Below are 20257 nucleotides of genomic sequence, written 5' to 3' on the forward strand. Positions count from 1 at the left end.
ACATATGGCAATGGCTTTGAGAGTTTGAAAAACCAATTAGCATTTCTTCCGCTACAGGATATATTGAATATCTGTTAGTAGATGCGGCTTATCGGGACCAAGGGATTGCCGGTCAGCTTCTGAAAAAGGATTTAAAGAACTGATTTGGATGGAGCGACTGGCCAATAAAGAAGAAAATCTTAATGGGAAGACAGAAAGTGATTAAAGCCTGCAATCTATATAAATCCATAAGGCCAAAGAAACTAATTTTTTAACAGTCTTCAAAGACCGTTTCTGAAAATGATTGAAAATAGCTCTAAAAAAGCTTATAATATAAGCTATAAAATGACAGAAGGCTTCTAGGAGGATTGATTTTGAAGAAGGTTCATTTTTTTATCATTTACGGCTGTGTCTGCTTTATACTGATTGGCGGAACCTTTCTCTATACTTACTTTAAGCCTGGAGGAATCGCAGAAGCTCTTGAATCCCGCTTTAAGCTATCGGCTGTAGTGGATGCATCTTTGAAAAAATTCGATCATGATAGTTTTTACATGGATCGGCTGTCTGAGTCGACCTATCTAGAAGGCTACAAAAAAAGAAAAGCCAAGACGGTTAAACAGCTGACTGTTTCAGATTCACCTTATTTAGCTAAGCTTTACGAAACCTATGATGATCAAGAACTGACCCATTATTTCAGCGAAGATCGGATGTACTTGGAAGAAAAGGATGGATTTGAGACCATTGATGACACTGAGTCACGGAAACATATTGATGGCTATTCGGGCATGTCCTCTTTTAAGGCTTTGCTGCAGGTCATGGTAGATAATGAGTCAGAACTGACTAAGAAAAAAGTGGACGGGGGCTATGAGTTTTCGGTGACAGCAGAAGGTGATTTGGCCTATGACCTTATCGATGCCTTTTACTATGCTTATAATGATGAACATTATGATACGACCATCGATATTGAGAAGTGTCAGGTTGCCTTTGTGGTTGACCCTAAGACTCGGACCATTCGCTCTATTGATATGACCATGGATTTGGATGAAGATACAGCCTTAGATGGAGAATTGATTTACTTCAAGCAGCGGGCTGTTTTCAAGGACTATGGCAAAGCAAAAGTCCATCTTCCAAAGAAAATCAAAGAAAAAGAAGCAAAATCAGCTGTTTAAAGGCTGATTTTTTTGTGCAAAAATTTTTTCGTTGCAGATTTTTAAGGGAATGGCTTGATTTTAAATTTTTAAAAATTACCTTTTAGTGATATAATAAAGGTGATATCCTACAGAAAAGAGATAATTGATGACAAATTACGCGATTATTTTGGCTGCGGGTAAAGGTACTCGCATGAAGTCAGATTTACCAAAGGTACTGCACAAGGTTGCAGGAATTTCCATGCTGGAACATGTGTTCCGCAGTGTCAATGCCATTAATCCAGAAAAGACCGTGACAGTTGTTGGGCACAAGGCAGAGCTAGTCGAGCAAGTCTTGACAGGTCAGACAGACTTTGTCCGTCAGACTGAGCAGTTGGGAACGGGTCATGCCGTTATGATGGCAGAGCCTGTTTTGGAAAATCTGACAGGTCAGACGCTGGTCATTGCTGGCGATACTCCTCTGATTACAGGAGAAAGCCTGAAAAATCTGATTGACTTCCATATCAACCACAAGAATGTTGCGACTATCCTGACAGCAGAAGCAGATAATCCTTTCGGCTATGGCCGTATTGTTCGCAACCAGCACGACGAAGTTTTGAAAATTGTTGAGCAGAAGGATGCTTCTGATTTTGAGCAGCAAATCAAGGAAATCAATACGGGGACTTACGTCTTTGACAATGCTCGCCTCTTTGAAGCCCTCAAAAATATCAATACCAATAATGCTCAAGGTGAATACTATATCACAGATGTGATTGGTATTTTCCGCGAGAATGGTGAGAAAGTCGGTGCTTATACGCTGAAAGACTTTGATGAAAGTCTGGGGGTTAATGACCGTGTAGCTTTGGCTACAGCTGAGAGTGTAATGCGCCGCCGGATTAACCAGCAGCATATGGTCAACGGTGTCAGCTTTGTCAATCCTCATGCGACCTATATCGATGTGGATGTAGAGATTGCGCCTGAAGTTCAGGTTGAAGCAAATGTGACCCTGAAGGGTCAGACCAAGATTGGGGCAGAGACAATCCTGACCAATGGTACTTATATTGTGGACTCTGTCATTGGAGAACGGACTGTCATTACCAACTCCATGATTGAGGAGTCAAGTGTTGCGGATGGAGTGACGGTCGGACCTTACGCTCATATTCGTCCAGGTTCTAGTCTGGCCAAGGATGTCCATGTCGGCAACTTTGTTGAAGTTAAAGGATCGTCAATTGGCGAAAATACCAAGGCTGGTCATTTGACCTACATTGGAAACTCTGAAGTTGGCGCTAATGTCAATTTTGGTGCAGGTACGATTACAGTCAATTATGATGGTCAGAAGAAGTACAAGACTGTCATTGGCGACAATGTCTTTGTTGGTTCCAACTCAACCATTATTGCCCCAGTTGAGCTGGGTGATAACTCACTGGTCGGTGCGGGTTCTACCATCACGAAGGATGTACCAGCAGATGCCATTGCTCTGGGACGTGGCCGTCAGATTAACAAGGAAGATTATGCTAAGCGACTTCCTCATCACCCTCAAAATAAGTAGGTTTAATCATGGAATTTGAAGAAAAAACCGTCCAACGGACGGAGATTTATCAGGGACCGATTTTTAAAGTGGTTCAGGACCAGGTAGAGCTGCCAGAGGGCAAGGGTCAAGCCCAACGGGATTTGATTTTTCATAATGGTGCGGTGGCTGTGATTGCTATCACTCCGGAAAATAAGATGATTTTAGTCAAGCAGTACCGCAAGGCAATTGAAGCGACTTCTTACGAGATTCCAGCTGGCAAGCTGGAGGTAGGAGAGAATGCAGATCCTCAAGCGGCGGCCCTCCGAGAATTAGAAGAAGAGACCGGCTACACAGGACAGTTGGAGTTGGTCTATGATTTCTACTCTGCCATCGGTTTTTGTAATGAAAAAATCAAGCTCTACAGCGCCAGCCATTTAACAAAGGTCGAAAACCCTCGTCCCCAAGACGAGGATGAAACATTGGAACTTTTTGAAGTCAGTCTGGAGGAGGCGCATCAGTTGCTGCAAAACGGTGACATCTGCGATGCCAAGACCATCATGGCCCTTCAGTACTGGGAACAAAAAAATCTGAATAAATAGGAACGTAGATCAATGGGAAAAGCTTTATTAACAGATGAAATCATTGAGCGGGCCAACCGCGGTGAGGATATTTCGGGGCCGCCTCTCATGGATGACGAGGAAACCAAGATTCTTTCAACTGGCGGAAGCTCCTTTAGCTCGCAGCAGTCTAGACGACAGGATACTCAGTTTGGTTATCAAAGCCCTCAAAACCGCTTTGGTTATGAAGAAGCTCGGTCTCAACAGAATCAGAGTCGTTTTGGATATCAGACTGCTCAAAACCAAGAGGAGTTTACGGATGAGACTCTCCACATTGAGGTAGATCCGACCGTGACTAAGAGCCGTCGGATTGAAAACCAAAAGCGGAGCCTCTTTCAAGCCAAACTCAATAAGATTCTCCTTTGGGTAGTTATCCTGCTGATTGGTTTGATTGCTGCTATTATTTGGTGGCCTTAAAAACCTGCTCTATTGCACTTAAAAGGAAGCCTAGCCTGTCTAAGCTTCTTTTTCATCAGATGATTTGAGGTATTATATGAAAATTGGAATTATCGCAGCAATGCCCGAAGAGTTGAAGATTCTGCTGGAGCATTTAGAAAACCCGCAGAAGCACCTACGTTTGGGCCATGTCTATCATACGGGCTCCATCGGCTACCATGAAGTGGTGTTAGTCGAAAGCGGGATTGGCAAGGTTATGTCCGCTATGAGTGTGACTGTTCTGGTCAATGATTTCAAGGTTACAGCTGTGATTAATACAGGCTCAGCTGGAGCAGTGGCAGAAGGTTTGGCTATCGGCGATGTGGTGGTCGCAGATCGTCTGGTCTACCATGATGTGGATGTGACGGCCTTTGGCTATGACTACGGTCAGATGGCACGACAGCCACTCTATTTTGAAGCGAGTCGCTATCTGGTTGCTGAAATGAAGAAAATTTTAGACAAGACTCATCAGAAGGCTAGAGTAGGTTTGATTGCGACAGGTGACAGCTTTGTTGCTGGTCAAGACAAGATTGACCGCATCAAGGAGCATTTTCCAGATGTCTTGGCTGTTGAGATGGAAGGGGCAGCTATTGCCCAGGCTACTCACTCGATTGGCCTGCCTTTTATGGTTATTCGGGCCATGAGCGACACAGCTAGCCATGATGCCAATGTCACTTTTGACGAATTCATTCTTGAAGCTGGTAAACGCTCTGCAGAGACCCTGATTCAATTTCTGAAAGAGTTGGTTTAAAGGGGGAGATAGTATGTACAAAGAGTCTTATTTTGATGGTGGTCTCTTTTCTTACATCGGTCATGTGATTTTAGCTACCTTGATTACAGTATTTACGCTGGGAATTTGTGCACCTTGGGGCATGTGTATTCTGTATAATTGGAAGATAAAACATACAGTTATTGACGGGCACCGTCTTTACTTTGATGGTACTGCCATGCAGCTTTTTGGGAATTGGATCAAGTGGTGGCTCCTGACCATTGTTACCTTTGGTATTTATGGCTTTTGGCTGAAAATCAAACTGACCCAGTGGATTACCAAGCATACGCATCATGTGAATTGAGAACAAGCAAGCGAGACCTAAGTGGCTCGCTTTTCCCTTTCTTCAGTCTTGCCAAAAAATCCCTTTTGATGGTATAATCAAGGAACTGCAATCAATGATAGAGGAGAAAAAATGAGTATCTTAGAAGTAAAAAATCTCAGCCACGGTTTCGGAGACCGGGCTATTTTTGAGGATGTATCCTTCCGCCTGCTCAAGGGTGAGCATATCGGCCTGGTCGGTGCCAATGGTGAGGGAAAGTCAACCTTTATGAGTATTGTGACGGGTAAAATGCTGCCAGACGAAGGTAAGGTCGAGTGGTCCAAGTATGTGACGGCTGGCTATCTGGACCAGCATGCTGTTTTGGAGCAAGGCCAGTCTGTCCGCGATGTTTTGCGCACGGCCTTTGATGAGCTTTTCAAGACCGAGGCTCGTATCAATGAAATCTATATGAGCATGGCTGAGGAAGGAGCGGACGTTGATGCTCTGATGGAAGAAGTGGGCGAACTGCAGGACCGCTTGGAGAGCCGGGATTTCTATACGCTAGATGCCAAAATTGACGAGGTCGCACGGGCACTAGGTGTTATGGACTACGGTATGGAGAGTGATGTGACAGAGCTGTCTGGTGGGCAGCGGACCAAGGTTCTCTTGGCTAAGCTGCTTCTGGAAAAACCGGATATCCTGCTTTTGGACGAGCCAACCAACTATCTGGATGCTGAGCACATTGACTGGCTCAAGCGTTATCTACAGAACTATGAAAATGCCTTTGTTCTGATCTCGCATGATATTCCTTTCCTGAATGACGTCATCAATATCGTCTACCATGTAGAAAATCAGCACTTGACCCGATATTCTGGGGATTATTATCAATTCTTAGAAGTCTATGAGATGAAAAAATCTCAGCTGGAAGCAGCCTATGAGCGCCAGCAGAAAGAAATTGCTGACCTCAAGGATTTTGTAGCTCGCAACAAAGCCCGCGTGGCGACCCGTAATATGGCTATGTCCCGCCAGAAAAAGCTGGATAAGATGGATATTATTGAGCTGCAGAGTGAGAAGCCTAAGCCTTCATTTGACTTCAAACCTGCCCGGACACCTGGCCGCTTTATTTTCCAAGCCAAGGATTTGCAGATTGGCTACGACCGACCGCTAACCCAGCCCCTTAACCTGACCTTTGAGCGCAATCAGAAGGTAGCAATCATCGGAGCGAATGGGATTGGAAAAACAACCCTGCTCAAGAGTTTGTTGGGGATTATCCCGCCTATTTCAGGTCAGGTCGAGCGTGGGGACTATCTGGAGCTGGGTTATTTCGAGCAGGAAGTCGAAGGTGGCAATCGTCAGACACCGCTGGAAGCAGTCTGGAACGCCTTTCCGGCACTTAATCAGGCAGAAGTCCGAGCGGCTCTAGCTAGATGTGGCTTGACTTCTAAGCACATCGAGAGCCAGATTCAGGTTCTTTCAGGTGGGGAGCAAGCTAAGGTTCGCCTTTGCCTCCTCATGAATCGAGAAAATAATGTTCTGGTGCTGGACGAGCCGACCAATCACCTGGATGTAGATGCCAAGGAAGAGCTCAAACGAGCTCTGAAAGAATACAAGGGCAGCATCCTCATGGTCTGTCACGAGCCTGATTTCTATGAAGGCTGGATGGACCAGATCTGGGATTTTAACCAGTTGACTTAAGAGCATTGATTTTAATCAAATTGAAAGTTGACAATCAAGAGAAATTTCAAGTCTAAAAGGTGCTCAATTTTATTTAGACACCTTGACAAATATGTAAAGAACTGCTAGTATATCCATAAGCAGTTCTTTTTTTGAAGACTAAATGGAAATTATTATGAAATACCTTATGAAAAAATATGTTAAGTCATTTCTTTTTGGGTTGACTTTTATTTTTGTGCTCTTTTCTTCAGCAGTCTATGCTGTTACGGAGCTTACTGAAAGCACGAATCTATCAACGCTTGATATTTATCAGTTTACCTTGACTCAGGATAATATGGAGGTCCTAAGTCAAGGCGCCTCGGTCGAAAGGGATTTTATCCCAGCTAATGGAAACTGGAAAGAAAGTACGGTCTTCTCGCTAAGAGTAGATAAAAACCAAACTCAGCAAACCTTTAATAGCCCCATTCAATTGCGGTTTAACAATGCAGGTATTGTTAATGGCAAGGCTGTTGATGTTTATGTGACCTTCCACAGTATAGACACTTATCTGGTTCAGAGAAATGCAGATTACCAGGATCCAAATAAGACGCTTGTCCCCTTTCTGACAGTGGATGAAAACTGGGGAGGCAAATCCATCCAGATTATGGACTATATTTGGCCATCGCATCCAACTCTTACTCATGATATGCATGGAGGCTTTGCTCTGGATACGGATGTCACTGCAGAATTGAGATATCAGGACGGAACGCCCACAGATCTAAAAATGGTTATGTTGCCGTCTGATATTGATGTGGTCTATAATGCACTTGGTCGAGAAGAAAATTTTTCAATCTATGATAAAGATATAGCATTAAATAAAATCGTAAAAAACACTTCCTATGCCCTTAATGAAACTTTAGTGGGCAATAAAACGACATGGCACCCTACAAGAAGTACGCAGGGAGATAGTGATGAACACAATGTTTCAGGATTTGCGGTTCGTTCTGAAACCAACGCCGTTCGATTTGAATTTACAACGACGGCAGGTAGTGGCGGTTTGTTTGGCTTTTATACAGAGGCTCCAAAGGCACCAGTGAAGCAGGCTTCAAAGGATAAGCTTCCTGCCCTTGCCGGAGAATCTCTCAATTATACAGCCAAATTTACTATGCCAACCCCTGGTAAGGAAGTCATTGGCTCTCTATCTTCAATGCAGATGATTGAAACTTTGGACAATCGTTTGGATTTTCAGAGCTTGACTCTTCAATTGGACGGTCGGACGTTGACCCAAGATGCTGACTATACACTGGCCAGAGATGGACAAAAGGTAACGGTGGCAATCAATGCCAAGCACCTGACCAGTAGCAATTCTGGAAAAGAATTTACTATTATATACAAGACAAAAACAAACGATAACATTTTACAAAATAGAGCGCCTATTGAAAATAGGGTCGCACAAGAAATTGATAATATCCCTGTTTCATCAGAAATCGTTACAACTAATGTTCTCTACAAGAAAAGTTACCAATTTGAAAGTGGAACTCAGGATAAATCACTTCCTCAAGAAGTTTTGAATGTGCTACCGCAAGATCAACATAACCTGGAAAATGGTTCGACGGTTACACCGGATTCCCCCAAAGGGAATAAAAGACTTGTCAGTACTTCAGAAGGAAATTGGGTTTTCCAAAACTATGATAAAGAATCTGACACGATTCAAAATCAAGATGTACTTTTCACTGGAATATGGAATTTTCAAGAATACGAAAAGCCAAGAAAAGAAGTCTTCAATAAAAATAATGAAAATATTGATAACCAGGAAGTCAAAGCCAATGATGTTCTAACCTATAAAATCACCTACAAGAATACCAGTGACAGGGAGTTGGATGTCACCATTACCGATGAACTACCTGAACATACGGACTATGTCAATGGTTCAACCGTATATGATGACTTTTCTAATAGAAGATTAACTTGGAGAAGAAGGGTGGCACCAGAGGAGACAGTAGAAGTGTCCTTTAAAGTCCGAGTGGATCAGGATGTAGATGGGCACATTCTTCAAAGCTCAGCTCAAGTATCGACAGATCTGTTTACATTAGAAACAAATAGGACGAGCAATCCGACAGCTATAAAAAAATATGTCCTTCCAGAAACAGGTGGGAATGGAACCATCTTATACCTCTGGGGTGGCTCTGTCATCACATTGGGCTTAGCTCTTTGGCTGATTGTCCGAAATAAACTATATAGGAAATTTCAATAAAGAAAAAGATAGGAAATCACGAAAGTTTTGAAGAGGAATGGGATATCTCGAAGATCAAGCTTGAGTGAAGAAAAAATTAGGAGATTATAATGAAAAAGATAAAACAGCTGGTCATGGCGGTCTTGGTCTTTGTCTTGGCTTTTTCCAACCTTCCGGTCGTATCAGCAGACACGACCTATACCATTCAGCTGACTGGGACATCAACAGGCCATACTTACGAAGCTCATCCGATTTTTCTTGGAGACCTCAATCCAGCCACGAATACTCTTACCAATATTAGATGGGCTCCGGGAATTTGGGATTCAGGTAAAAGAAGATTTGGAGACGCGGCTGATAAAGCAGCCTCTTTAAGTGCTAAAGGGGATGATTCGCAAGAAGCAAGAGAATTTGCTCAGGAAATTTCAAAATACTTATCCGGCGGTGGACGAAAAACAGTATCAGGCCAAAATGGGACAACGACTATTTCTGGCTTGGCTCCAGGCTACTATTTGATTAAGGAAGTAAATAATACTTTATACAAAAAAAATGAGACATACACTCGTTTTATGCTGCAGGTGGCAAGAGATACGACAGTAGCAATCAAGTCTGATGTTCCTAGTCTTACTAAGGTCACCAAGTCAAGTACGACGGGAGAGGAAACGACTATAACGGATTATTCCATCGGTGACATGGTTCCATTCCAACTGACGGCAACACTTCCAAGGAACTTGGATGATTATTCTGAGTATGAGCTATCTTTTAATGATAGTTTAATGCCTGGTTTGACTTATAATAATGATGTGCAAGTTTATCTAAAACGCGGTGATGAAGAAAGCTTGATAACTGACCATTTTAATATTTCTGTAGAATCGTCTCGTAATTTAACCATAGCAACTAGTAATTTGAGGCAGGTGCCAAATGTAGATGCTTCTAGTAAGATTGTGGTTCGCTACACTGCTCAACTGAATCAATACGCAACAACACATGCCAGTGCCAATACTAATATGAATGTGGCTAGTCTAAGCTTTTCAAATAACCCTAATACGGCTTTGGCAAAATCAATCGGGACAACGCCCCAAAGCAAAGTTCAGATCCATACCTACCAACTTAATGTCTATAAGGTGGATGAAAGGGGAGGAGCTCTTCCAGGAGCAGAGTTTACTCTTTATAAAAAAGTAAACGATCAGTATGTAAAGGTTGGAACTACACAAGAATACAAAAGAAGTAATTTCTCAGCCTTTAAAGGACTGGGATCTGGAGATTATAAACTAGTAGAAACAATCACTCCAAAAGGCTACAACACCATGAAGGATATTGAGTTTAGCCTACGAGCAACCTACGATCCGACATTGCCAATTACTCGAACCGCTATTCAAGCAACTTCAGACAGAGCAACTTTTACTTATGAATTGACAAATGGAATTTTTACTACGAAAATTGTCAATAAAAAAGGAGCTCTTCTGCCAAACACTGGTGGAATCGGAACGACGATCCTTTACCTGAGTGGTACAGGGCTTGTGCTAGGTGCAGGAATCTTATGGATGTTAAAGAAAAGAGTGAATAAAAAATAGGATAAAATCAGAAGAACTGAACGGGAAATCAGTCTCTTCCTCAAAAGGAGATTATAATGAAAAAATTAAAACAACTATTGATGACTATATTGGTCTTTGTCCTGACTTTTGCAGGTTTACCGGCCGCATCAGCTGATACAACGACCTACACCATCCAACTGACTGGAACGACAGCTGGTCATACTTACGATGTCTATCAGATTTTTTCAGGGTCTTTAGATGCTAGCAACACCTTAACCAATATCGAGTGGGGCTCGGCAGTTAATCAGGCGAATATTGAATTCTACATGGGGACAGCAAGTGCGAAAGCTGCCAGTCTCAGTGGTAAAGCTAATGACTCTGAAGAAGCAAAGACCTTTGCAAAAGACATCATTCAATACTTAACGTACGGACCTACTAAGGTAGTTTCTAGTGAAGACGGAACAACAACTATTTCTGGCTTAGAGCCGGGTTACTACTTGATTAGAGACAGATATAATTCGTTGGCTGGTAAAGAAGGAGAAAGCTATACTCGTTTTATGCTACTCGTTTCAAAGGATACTAATGTAGCAATAAAATCAAGTTCACCAACCATTACTAAAAAGGTTAAGGCAAGTGACTCCAATACATACTCTTCAGCGGCAGACTATGCGATTGGTGACAAGGTTTACTTTGAGCTAACAGCAACTCTTCCGAGCAACTATGCTGACTATTCTTCCTATCAATTGGTCATCGATGATATCATGCCGCCAGGGTTGACTTATAATTACGATGCTCAGGTTATTCTAAAAAACGGTAATATAGAGACGGATGTTACAAGTAAATTTAACACTTACATCTATCAGGCAGGTGAAGGCATTAGATTAAATATTGTTAATTACTATCTAGATCGATTGAGCGATGTAACAATAACAGCTTCAAGTAAGTTTATCATTCGTTACAGTACGACGCTTGGAGATAAAGCTATCACTGGGGTAGCTGGTAATGAAAACACAGTGAGCTTGACTTACTTAAACGAGCCAAACGAAAAAAATTCTAATTCTACAGCAAAAACACCTGATAGTAAAGCCAAGGTTTACACTTACCAGCTAAAAGTAAATAAGGTCAAAGAAAATCAAGACCCTCTAGCTGGTGCAGGATTTACTCTTTATAAGAAAGTCAATAATCAATACACTGAAATCAAGAAGTTTGAAGCTGGCTCTGAGACCACTTTTGATTTTAAGGGGCTTGATTCTGGTGACTACAAGCTGGTTGAAAGTACAGTTCCTGCAGGATACAATGCTATGAAAGATATCGAGTTTACTATTTCAGGAACAATCGACTCCACAGGAGCTTTGACAAACCTGACAGCAACTTCAGCAAACGCGACATTTGAGACCGATGTCAATACTGGTATTATCACCCTGAAAGTGGTCAATAAGCAAGGAGCCCTTCTGCCAAACACAGGTGGAATTGGAACAACCATTCTCTACCTAGTCGGCACAAGTCTTGTGCTTGGAGCAGGCGTGCTCTTTGTAGTCAAAAAACGTGTTTCAACAAAATAAAAGGAGAACTAGAGGAAGTGATGAACGTTTAATTCATCTCCCTCCCCAAAGGAGATTAAAATGAAAAAATTAAAACAACTATTAATGACCGTCTTGGTCTTTATCATGACTTTTGCAGGGCTACCGGTCGTATCGGCTGATACAACGACCTACACCATCCAACTGACCGGAACGACAACTGGTCACACTTACGAAGTCTATCATATTTTTTCAGGGACTTTAGATGCTAGCAACACCTTGACCAATATCGAGTGGGGACCTGGGGTTACTGGAGCAGGTAGAACTCATTTTGGAGATGCTTCTGATAAAGCAGCTTCTTTAAGCGGTAAACAAAATGACTCTGCGGAGGCTAAAGCCTTTGCCCAAGAATTGAATCAATATTTATCAGGTTCAGGTGTAACAACCGTTAAATCCCAGCAAGGTACGACAACCATTTCAGGACTAAAATCTGGTTACTATCTTATTAAGGATAGTCGGGGATCATTGGATAATAGAAGTGGTCAAGCCTATACTAGATTTATGCTGCAAGTGGCCAAGGATACAACTGTAGCCGTGAAAGCAGATGTTCCAACTCTTACAAAACAAGTTCAAGCTAATGGCTCTCAAAATTATACTGCAGCGACGGAATATAGAATTGGACAAAATATTCCTTTCCAAATTACGGCAACTCTTCCAAGCAACTATGCTGAATTTCCGCAATATGTATTTACAATCAAGGATACGATTCCTGCTGGAATGACCTATAATAATGATGCTCGAGTTTATCTAAAAGAAGGTGGAACTGAAAAAGACATTTCAACATTTTTCCCAATTTCCTATACAGGCAATGTCATTACGATAACTGCTGGTGATCTTAAAGGCAATCAAGAAGTTACAGCATCTAGTAAGATTGTCGTTCGCTACACTGCAAGTTTAAACAATTATCCTATAATGGGTGGGGTAGGAAATCCTAATATAGCTAGCCTGACCTATTCAAATGATCCAAATGGAAATAATTCTTCAACTACTGAAACTCCTGAAACCAAGGCAAATGTCTATACCTACCAGCTGACAGTGAATAAGGTCAAAGAAAACCAAGCAGCTCTTGCTGGTGCAGGATTTACTCTTTATAAGAAGATTAATAACCAATACACTGAGATTAAAAAGTTTGAAGCTGGATCAAACAGCAGATTTGATTTTATGGGGCTGGATTCGGGTGACTACAAGCTTGTGGAAAGTACAGTTCCAGTGGGCTACAATGCTATGAAAGATGTCGAGTTTACCATTTCAGGTACAATCGACTCCACAGGAGCTTTGACAAATCTGACAGCAACTTCAGCGACCGCGACATTTGATTCTAATGTCAATACTGGTGTAATCACCCTGAAAGTGGTCAATAAGCGAGGTGCTCTTCTGCCAAACACAGGTGGAATTGGAACAACCATTCTTTACCTAATCGGAACAAGCCTAGTTCTTGGTGCTGGAGTTCTATTTATTATCAAGAAACGCGCTGACTCTAGGTAATCTTAGGGAGAAAGGAAGAGGTAGATGAAGTATACTATCTCTTTTCCTTTCTTATGCGACTGAATAAATATTATGAAAAAACATCTTATTAATTTTTTGCTAATTTTATTTTTAGTTAGTGGGATAGGATTGTTACTCTACCCTACTGTAAGTGAACTTTGGAACTCTTATCATCAGTCGCAAGCTATTTCAAATTATGAAAATAAAGTAGAAAAGCTAGACACGAGTAAAGCAGATGAGATGAGAGCGGCTGCAGAGGTCTATAATCAAACCCTCGAAAAAGGAGTTGTTCCTAACTATCGTCTTTCAGAGGAAGAAAAAAACAACTACAATAGCCTATTAGATGTTACAGGGACTGGCATTATGGCTTATGTGGAAATTCCTAAGCTAGGAACCAACCTGCCCATTTACCATGGGACAGATGATGCTATTTTGCAAGTAGCAATTGGGCATATTCCAGGAAGTTCACTGCCAGTTGGCGGTCAAGGGACCCACTCAGTTATATCAGGTCACCGAGGTTTGCCTTCAGCTAAGCTGTTTACAGATATTGACAAATTAAAAAATGGAGATCGGTTTATGATCCATGTCTTGGGAAAGACTATCACTTATCAAGTGGATCAGACCTTGACGGTTGAGCCTGAAGATATTTCTTCTTTGGCCATTGACCCAGATCAGGATTATTGCACACTGGTTACCTGTACCCCTTATGGGATAAATAGTCACCGCTTGTTAGTTAGAGGTCACCGAGTTCCAAATGAGAAGAACATTTCTAAATCAAGTAAGAAGAGGACAGATGTGATTCCTTGGATTTGTATAGCTATTATTCTTCTTGTGCTAATCTTTATTTTGTTTCTCCTTTATGTCAGAAGAAAGAAAAAAAGAGCTGAGCTACGTCGTAAAACAGGTTTGAGATCAGCCGTTTATCGCAAACAGTGCAAAAAGGGGCGTCATGCTAAATGATTTATGGAAATAGGAACAGTTATGTGAGAATTAATGAAGAAGATAATTTCTTTTTTATCAAGGTAACAGTACTTTATTCTTAAAAATCCTCATACGATAAGATAACTAGTCTTCATATTTTACTCTTACAAAAAACGACTGATACAAGATTTGTCTCAGTCGCTTTTTAATACTAATAATTCAAAAACTGCTCGATTTCCTGCTTTTCAATCTGTTTGCCGTGCTGGCAGACTGGGCAGGTGAGGTAATGTTTTCTACCGTAAGGAAAGGTAGGAATCCAATAAAGTGTAAACTTTCGGCCGGTTTCAATAATGTCCCAAGGTGCGATGTTATGGCAGTTGGCACACTCGATATTGCTTTGGGTCTGTCCTAAGTTTTTCTGATAACCTTTATATCCCCAGATAATCATATTGATTTCCCTCCTTTATTGGTTGGGCGGTCAGCTTATTTGCTGAAGTCATAGTCCTTGATAATCTCGATTTTTTCAATCTTGATATCTTTTTTAGGCTTGTCATTATCGTCTGTTTCTGCGGCAGCGATTTTGTCCACCACATCCATACCTTCCAACACTTGGCCGAATACGGTATAAGCACCGCCATCTAAAGTAGGATTTCCACCGTTTTTATAGGCTTCGATGATTTTAGCTGGGAAAGAATCCGTAGACATTTGGCTAGTCAAATCTTTCTTGCTTTGGTTGATAAAGAACTGACTGCCATTGGTATCAGGGCCTGCATTGGCCATAGATAGGGCACCACGAATATTATAGAGATATGGAGAATACTCATTTTTAAAGCCGTTTCCAGAGTCTTTAGACTTGTCTTTTCCCTTCCAGATAGACTCGCCTCCAGTGCCGTTGCCCTTAGGATCTCCGGTCTGAATCATAAATTCATTGATAACACGGTGGAATAAGACGCCATCATAGTAGCCTTCCTTGGCATGGGTCAGGAAGTTTTCGACAGCCAGTGGGGCTTGTTTTGGAAAGAGCTTGATGCGGATATCGCCTTCAGTCGTTACCAACTTGACTTCTGCCTCATCTTCAGCAACTTCTGTAGATAGCTGCGGGAAGTTGGCATTTTCGTTGGTCATGGCATCCTTGAATTGCTCACGGAGTTTGCTGGTTTCCTCTGGGTCAGAGCTAGAGCTCACTAGAGAGGAACTGCTGGATGGGTCGGAGGAGTTAGCAGTCTCCTTTTCCTTGCCTTTGCCAGAGCAGCCAGCCAAGACAAGTCCTGATAAGAGGCTGATAAGAAGAATTTTTTTCATATAAAACCTTTCTCGCATTAGATTGTAAACTACTGATATTTTACTACAATTAAGCTAGTTTTTCAAACCCTCCTGTGTCAGACAATCCAGAAGCAGATTTTTAAGTCCTGATGGCCGTAAGTTTAGGCCGCAAATTGCTTCTATGTCTAACCATTCAGGTTGATAGATATTCTGGGTATGACTGCGAAGGGATTCCTCGCCCTGAATCATTGGCGTTGATGTATGGCTGATAGTGGCGCGAAAATAGATTTCTAAGCGGTGGCCATTTCTGAAAGTAAAGGCTGGCTGCAGCTGCTCTTCAGATAAGCTCCAACCCAGCTCTTCCTGAATTTCTCGCTGAGCTGCTTGGACTGCAGTCTCACCTGACTCAGCCCCGCCTCCCGGTATCACAAAATACTCTTCTCCATTTTTCCAGCGGTGGATGAGCAGTATTTGCTTGGTTTGGGGATTGAAAAGAATGACTCCGGCTCGCATTATCTTCCTCCTCATGTATTTTTACTGTGAGCTAATTAAAATGTCCCTCTATTCTACCACAAGAACAAGAGTTTTGCTGAGACTTGTTAAAAGTATGGTAGAGTGAACAAATTCATCTTGATGTAATTAAATTTTATCTGAAGAGAGAGCTTAATAGCAGGCGAACTTGTGCATAGAGAAATGTTATGGTAAAATAAACAGTGTAAAAATAATAAGGAGTGTTTTCCATGGAGAAAAGACTGACAAGAGATGTCAAAAACAAGAAAATCGCTGGTGTATGTGCTGGTATCGCAAACTACTTTGATTTAGATCCAACCTTGGTTCGTGTTATTTGGATTCTTTTGGTCTGTGTGGCAGGTACAGGTGTCTTGGCTTACTTGATTGCTTGGGCGGTTATGCCAGAGGCTTAATAAGAATTTTGTGATAGTGAAATGAGAACTGGCTAGCCCAGTTCTTTTTGCGTGGATAAATAAGTTTTTTTGTTTCTGATCTAGATAAAAGATTTCTCATCTAAGGCTCAAATATGGTATAATAAGGGTTATGGCAACTAAGAAAAACACGAAAAAAGGCCGGACAACTCGTCGGCCAACAAAAGCAGAATTAGAAAGACAAAAAGCAATAAAGAGAATGATTGCCACCTTTGTGTTGGCTCTTATTCTTTTGTTTGCAGCTATAAAGCTGGGCGCCTTTGGGGTTACCATTTATAATATGATTCGCCTCTTGGTGGGAAGCTTGGCCTATCTGGCTATTCTGGCCAGCTTTGGCTATCTCTTTTTTTTCAAGTGGCTGCACAAGCACGAAGGGACGGTTTCAGGATTTATCAGCCTCTTTTTGGGACTGGAGTTAATTTTCCAAGCTTATTTCGTCAGCGTGTTAAAGCTAGAAGGAGCATCTGTCTTATCCACAACTCTAGGCAGAGTTTTGACTGATCTGACAGCCTTTAAGGTCACCTCCTTCGCGGGTGGCGGCCTGCTGGGCTCTCTCCTTTATGCGCCTATCTCTTTCCTTTTTTCAAATATTGGTTCTTATTTCTTCGGTCTGCTGCTCATTCTTTTGGGCGGTCTGCTTATGAGCCCGTGGTCTATCTATGACATTTCAGAAAAGGCTATGGCAGCCTTTCAAAATTGGAGAGAGAAGCAGGAAGAAAAGCGGCAGCTCCGTTTCCTGGAGCAGGAAGAAAAAGCGGCACAGGCAGCTATGCAAGCTATTGAAGTAGAGCAAGAAGAAGCCGAAGTTGATCCTGAAACAGGAGAGATTTTAGATGATGAGGACTTGTCAGATACAGCTGTGGACTTTGACGAAGCAGACTATGAGGAAGTGGGAGAGTATGATCCTCATGAGGCTCTGGACTTTGGTCGCGAAGAAGAGACGGAAGAGGCAGAGGCGGACGTAGACGTAGAAGTGGACTTTACCGCCAAGGAAAGTCTGGACTACAAGCTGCCGACCATCAATCTCTTTGCGCCCGACAAGCCTAAGAATCAGTCTAAAGAAAAGCGCATTGTCCGCGACAATATTAAGATTTTGGAAGAGACCTTTGCTAGTTTTGGGATCAAGGCTGCTGTTGAGCGGGCTGAAATCGGACCTTCCGTCACTAAGTACGAGGTCAAGCCAGCTGTTGGTGTTCGGGTCAATCGGATTTCCAATCTGGCTGATGACTTGGCTCTTGCCCTAGCTGCCAAGGATGTACGGATTGAGGCACCAATTCCTGGGAAATCCCTAGTCGGGATTGAAGTACCCAACTCTGAAGTTGCGACCGTGACTTTCCGAGAACTCTGGGAACAGTCGAAAACGGATGCCAACAAGCTCCTAGAAATCCCACTTGGGAAGGCTGTCAACGGCTCTGTCCGCTCCTTTGACTTGGCTAAGATGCCCCATCTCTTGGTAGCGGGCTCTACTGGTTCTGGAAAATCTGTGGCCGTCAACGGTATTATTGCCAGCATTCTCATGAAAGCCAGACCGGATGAAGTCAAGTTTATGATGGTGGATCCTAAGATGGTGGAGCTGTCCGTTTATAATGACATTCCCCACTTGCTTATTCCAGTCGTAACCAATCCTCGCAAGGCCAGCCGCGCCCTGCAGAAGGTTGTAGACGAGATGGAAAATCGCTATGAACTCTTCTCCAAGGTCGGTGCCCGTAACATTGCTGGCTATAATGCTAAAGTAGTCGAGTACAATGCTCAGTCAGAGTACAAGCAAGTGCCCCTGCCTTTAATCGTCGTCATCGTGGACGAGTTGGCTGACCTTATGATGGTGGCCAGCAAGGAAGTAGAAGATGCCATTATTCGTCTGGGACAAAAGGCACGTGCGGCTGGAATTCACATGATTCTGGCTACCCAACGGCCATCTGTAGATGTTATCTCGGGTCTGATTAAGGCCAATGTACCCTCTCGGATTGCCTTTGCTGTATCCAGTGGGACAGACAGTCGGACCATTCTGGATGAAAATGGAGCAGAAAAGCTCTTGGGTCGTGGGGATATGCTCTTTAAGCCTATTGATGAAAACCATCCAGTTCGTTTGCAGGGCTCCTTTATCTCGGATGAAGATGTGGAGCGAATCGTAGCCTTTGTCAAGAATCAAGCTGAAGCTGACTATGACGATAGCTTTGATCCGGGTGAAGTATCTGAAGGCGATATGGAGTCTGGCGGAGGCGATGATGGAGGAGATCCGCTCTTTGAAGAAGCCAAGGCCTTGGTCATCGAAACTCAGAAAGCCAGCGCTTCTATGATTCAGCGGCGACTCTCAGTCGGATTTAACCGGGCCACACGTCTCATGGAAGAACTTGAAGCAGCAGGCGTTATCGGACCAGCCGAAGGAACCAAGCCGAGAAAAGTTTTGCAGACGAATTGATCTTTATTTTCACTAGTCTGCTAGCAAGATAATCATTTGATAAAAACAAATCTGCCAGCAATCAGTCGGCAGATTTTCTCTACTCACTCAACGGAAAGGAAAGAAGTATGAAACTGGACACCATTCACCATATAGCTATCATTGGTCATGATTATGGCAAGACCAGAGAGTTTTATGTGGATAAGCTAGGCTTTGAGCAGCTGGATGAACACCATCGTCCAGACAAGCAGGACATTCTCTTTAACGTTCGCAAGGGAAATCTAACTCTGGAAATTTTTATCAAGGAAGAAGCACCCAAGCGGCCAGCTCTGCCTGCTCCAGAGCATACCGGTCTACGGCACCTGGCCTTCCGAGTGACAAATGTCGAAGAAACGCTAGTGGAATTTGACCGTTTGGAGATTCCTCATACTGAGCTGCGCTATGATGACTTTGACGGCCGTAAGATGGCTTTCTTCTTTGATCCGGATGGCCTGCCTCTGGAGATTCACGAATAAGACTAGGAAAATCGGGAGGTCCTTCTTTCACGGCAAAAGAAGGACTTGTAAATCCCGCATATGAAAAACCCATCGGCTATCTGATAACCGATGGGTTTTGTTTTACATTATTACAAAAAGAGTCCGATGACCATGGCTAGGTACATGAAGAAGGTCAGAAGAAAACCTGCTCGCCAGAAGAACTTAAAGAACTTAGGGTAGTAGAAGCTCCGTTTTTTCTTGAGAAAATAGATGGTGATGGCGATAGCGAGAACTGATAGAGCTAGAGTCAGCTGGGGCAGCAAGCTATGATAGTAGGCCTTGTCTGAAATAATATAAAATTCCACAACAAAAAGCGGAAAAGCCAAGTCCGCAAAGTTTAAACCGTATTTTCTTAATTGAAAAACTCGCACTGTAATAGTGGTTAAAATCAATGTTAAAAAGATAAATAAAATCGAAGCAATCTTTAATAGTGTCATAAGATTATTTTACCACAAAAAATTCAAAAAAGAAGATAAAATTCCTTGCATTTAACAAAGTTTAGTGTATAATAGAAAGGTATGCGAAAAGCATACTTGTGGGAGGTAAAAATCTTTATTTACCGCCAAAACCACAAAGGAGGATTTAAAAATGGCTAAAAAAGTCGAAAAACTTGTAAAATTGCAAATCCCTGCTGGTAAAGCTACTCCAGCTCCACCAGTTGGTCCTGCGCTTGGTCAAGCCGGTATCAACATCATGGGATTCACTAAGGAGTTCAACGCTCGTACAGCTGATCAAGCTGGTATGATTATTCCAGTTGTTATCTCAGTATACGAAGACAAATCATTCACTTTCGTGACTAAGACTCCGCCAGCTGCTGTTCTTTTGAAGAAAGCTGCAGGTGTTGAAAAAGGTTCTGGTGAGCCAAACAAAACGAAAGTTGCAACAGTTACTCGTGCGCAAGTACAAGAAATTGCTGAAACTAAGATGCCAGATTTGAACGCTGCAAACATCGAGTCTGCAATGCGTATGATTGAAGGTACTGCTCGTTCTATGGGATTCACTGTTGTTGACTAATC

The 20257-nt window shown here is 42.5% G+C and carries 21 protein-coding genes; 17 read left to right on the top strand and 4 right to left on the bottom strand.

Translation table 11 applies throughout. The features are described from left to right. Positions 1-71: 71 nt before the first annotated feature. From K1I94_RS11390 to K1I94_RS00855, 13 genes are all read left to right on the top strand, one after another. Positions 72-143, top strand: coding sequence for a hypothetical protein (locus tag K1I94_RS11390; protein ID WP_398578208.1), 72 nt, complete (start codon positions 72-74; stop codon positions 141-143). Positions 144-353: 210 nt separating this feature from the next. Next, on the top strand, positions 354-1148 hold the full coding sequence (locus tag K1I94_RS00800) for a hypothetical protein (protein ID WP_223314120.1): 795 nt from the start codon (positions 354-356) through the stop codon (positions 1146-1148). Positions 1149-1275: 127 nt separating this feature from the next. After that, positions 1276-2655, top strand: coding sequence for a bifunctional UDP-N-acetylglucosamine diphosphorylase/glucosamine-1-phosphate N-acetyltransferase GlmU (glmU, locus tag K1I94_RS00805; RefSeq protein ID WP_223314121.1), 1380 nt, complete (start codon positions 1276-1278; stop codon positions 2653-2655). Positions 2656-2663: 8 nt separating this feature from the next. After that, positions 2664-3215: an NUDIX hydrolase gene (locus tag K1I94_RS00810; protein ID WP_002894822.1), complete on the top strand. Its 552-nt coding sequence runs from the start codon at positions 2664-2666 to the stop codon at positions 3213-3215. Positions 3216-3227: 12 nt separating this feature from the next. Continuing rightward, positions 3228-3650, top strand: a complete 423-nt coding sequence (gene macP / locus K1I94_RS00815) for a cell wall synthase accessory phosphoprotein MacP (protein ID WP_002897134.1) — start codon at positions 3228-3230, stop codon at positions 3648-3650. A 76-nt stretch (positions 3651-3726) separates the two neighbouring features. Beyond that, positions 3727-4419: a 5'-methylthioadenosine/adenosylhomocysteine nucleosidase gene (locus tag K1I94_RS00820; protein ID WP_002897135.1), complete on the top strand. Its 693-nt coding sequence runs from the start codon at positions 3727-3729 to the stop codon at positions 4417-4419. Positions 4420-4432: 13 nt separating this feature from the next. After that, a complete protein-coding gene (locus K1I94_RS00825; protein WP_002894826.1) occupies positions 4433-4741 on the top strand; it encodes a DUF898 family protein in 309 nt (102 codons plus the stop codon). Between the two features lie 111 nt (positions 4742-4852). Further along, entirely contained in the window at positions 4853-6394 is a 1542-nt protein-coding gene (locus K1I94_RS00830) for an ABC-F family ATP-binding cassette domain-containing protein (protein WP_002894827.1), read from the top strand. 166 nt (positions 6395-6560) lie between these two features. Continuing rightward, entirely contained in the window at positions 6561-8606 is a 2046-nt protein-coding gene (locus tag K1I94_RS00835; RefSeq protein WP_223314122.1) for an Sgo0707 family adhesin, read from the top strand. A gap of 89 nt (positions 8607-8695) precedes the next feature. Further along, complete coding sequence (locus K1I94_RS00840; RefSeq protein WP_223314123.1) at positions 8696-10156, top strand: SpaA isopeptide-forming pilin-related protein; 1461 nt, start codon at positions 8696-8698, stop codon at positions 10154-10156. A gap of 56 nt (positions 10157-10212) precedes the next feature. Next, positions 10213-11679, top strand: coding sequence for an isopeptide-forming domain-containing fimbrial protein (locus tag K1I94_RS00845; RefSeq protein WP_223314124.1), 1467 nt, complete (start codon positions 10213-10215; stop codon positions 11677-11679). 60 nt (positions 11680-11739) lie between these two features. Continuing rightward, complete coding sequence (locus K1I94_RS00850; protein ID WP_223314125.1) at positions 11740-13182, top strand: isopeptide-forming domain-containing fimbrial protein; 1443 nt, start codon at positions 11740-11742, stop codon at positions 13180-13182. A 72-nt stretch (positions 13183-13254) separates the two neighbouring features. Continuing rightward, positions 13255-14142 carry a class C sortase gene (locus tag K1I94_RS00855; protein WP_223314126.1) on the top strand — a complete coding sequence of 296 codons (888 nt, stop codon included), beginning with the start codon at positions 13255-13257 and terminating at the stop codon, positions 14140-14142. Positions 14143-14314: 172 nt separating this feature from the next. Here K1I94_RS00855 and K1I94_RS00860 read toward each other — a convergent pair whose 3' ends face one another. Genes K1I94_RS00860 through K1I94_RS00870 form a run of 3 tightly spaced genes read right to left on the bottom strand, consistent with a single transcriptional unit; the run spans position 14315 to position 15879 of the window. Continuing rightward, complete coding sequence (locus tag K1I94_RS00860) at positions 14315-14551, bottom strand: zinc-ribbon domain-containing protein (RefSeq protein WP_223311718.1); 237 nt, start codon at positions 14549-14551, stop codon at positions 14315-14317. Positions 14552-14586: 35 nt separating this feature from the next. Continuing rightward, on the bottom strand, positions 14587-15405 hold the full coding sequence (locus K1I94_RS00865) for a peptidylprolyl isomerase (protein WP_223314127.1): 819 nt from the start codon (positions 15403-15405) through the stop codon (positions 14587-14589). A gap of 54 nt (positions 15406-15459) precedes the next feature. Beyond that, positions 15460-15879 (bottom strand): NUDIX hydrolase, encoded by a 420-nt coding sequence (locus K1I94_RS00870; protein WP_223314128.1) that lies wholly within the window; start codon positions 15877-15879, stop codon positions 15460-15462. Between the two features lie 227 nt (positions 15880-16106). Between K1I94_RS00870 and K1I94_RS00875 the strand changes: the two genes are divergently transcribed. The 3 genes from K1I94_RS00875 (at position 16107) to gloA2 (ending at position 19220) form a co-directional block, all read left to right on the top strand. After that, positions 16107-16289, top strand: a complete 183-nt coding sequence (locus tag K1I94_RS00875) for a PspC domain-containing protein (RefSeq protein WP_002894843.1) — start codon at positions 16107-16109, stop codon at positions 16287-16289. A gap of 130 nt (positions 16290-16419) precedes the next feature. Continuing rightward, complete coding sequence (locus tag K1I94_RS00880) at positions 16420-18726, top strand: DNA translocase FtsK (RefSeq protein ID WP_223314129.1); 2307 nt, start codon at positions 16420-16422, stop codon at positions 18724-18726. Positions 18727-18833: 107 nt separating this feature from the next. Then, a complete protein-coding gene (gene gloA2, locus K1I94_RS00885) occupies positions 18834-19220 on the top strand; it encodes an SMU1112c/YaeR family gloxylase I-like metalloprotein (protein WP_223314130.1) in 387 nt (128 codons plus the stop codon). A gap of 110 nt (positions 19221-19330) precedes the next feature. On the opposite strand, the gene K1I94_RS00890 is transcribed toward gloA2, so the two are convergent. Further along, positions 19331-19678, bottom strand: coding sequence for a DUF3397 domain-containing protein (locus K1I94_RS00890; RefSeq protein ID WP_002897148.1), 348 nt, complete (start codon positions 19676-19678; stop codon positions 19331-19333). A 151-nt stretch (positions 19679-19829) separates the two neighbouring features. On the opposite strand from K1I94_RS00890, the gene rplK reads away from it, so the two are divergent. Beyond that, positions 19830-20255, top strand: a complete 426-nt coding sequence (gene rplK, locus K1I94_RS00895; RefSeq protein ID WP_002894851.1) for a 50S ribosomal protein L11 — start codon at positions 19830-19832, stop codon at positions 20253-20255. Positions 20256-20257: the final 2 nt, after the last annotated feature.

Origin of the sequence: Streptococcus sanguinis, assembly GCF_019929145.1 — a bacterium.
GTDB lineage: Bacteria > Bacillota > Bacilli > Lactobacillales > Streptococcaceae > Streptococcus > Streptococcus sanguinis_U.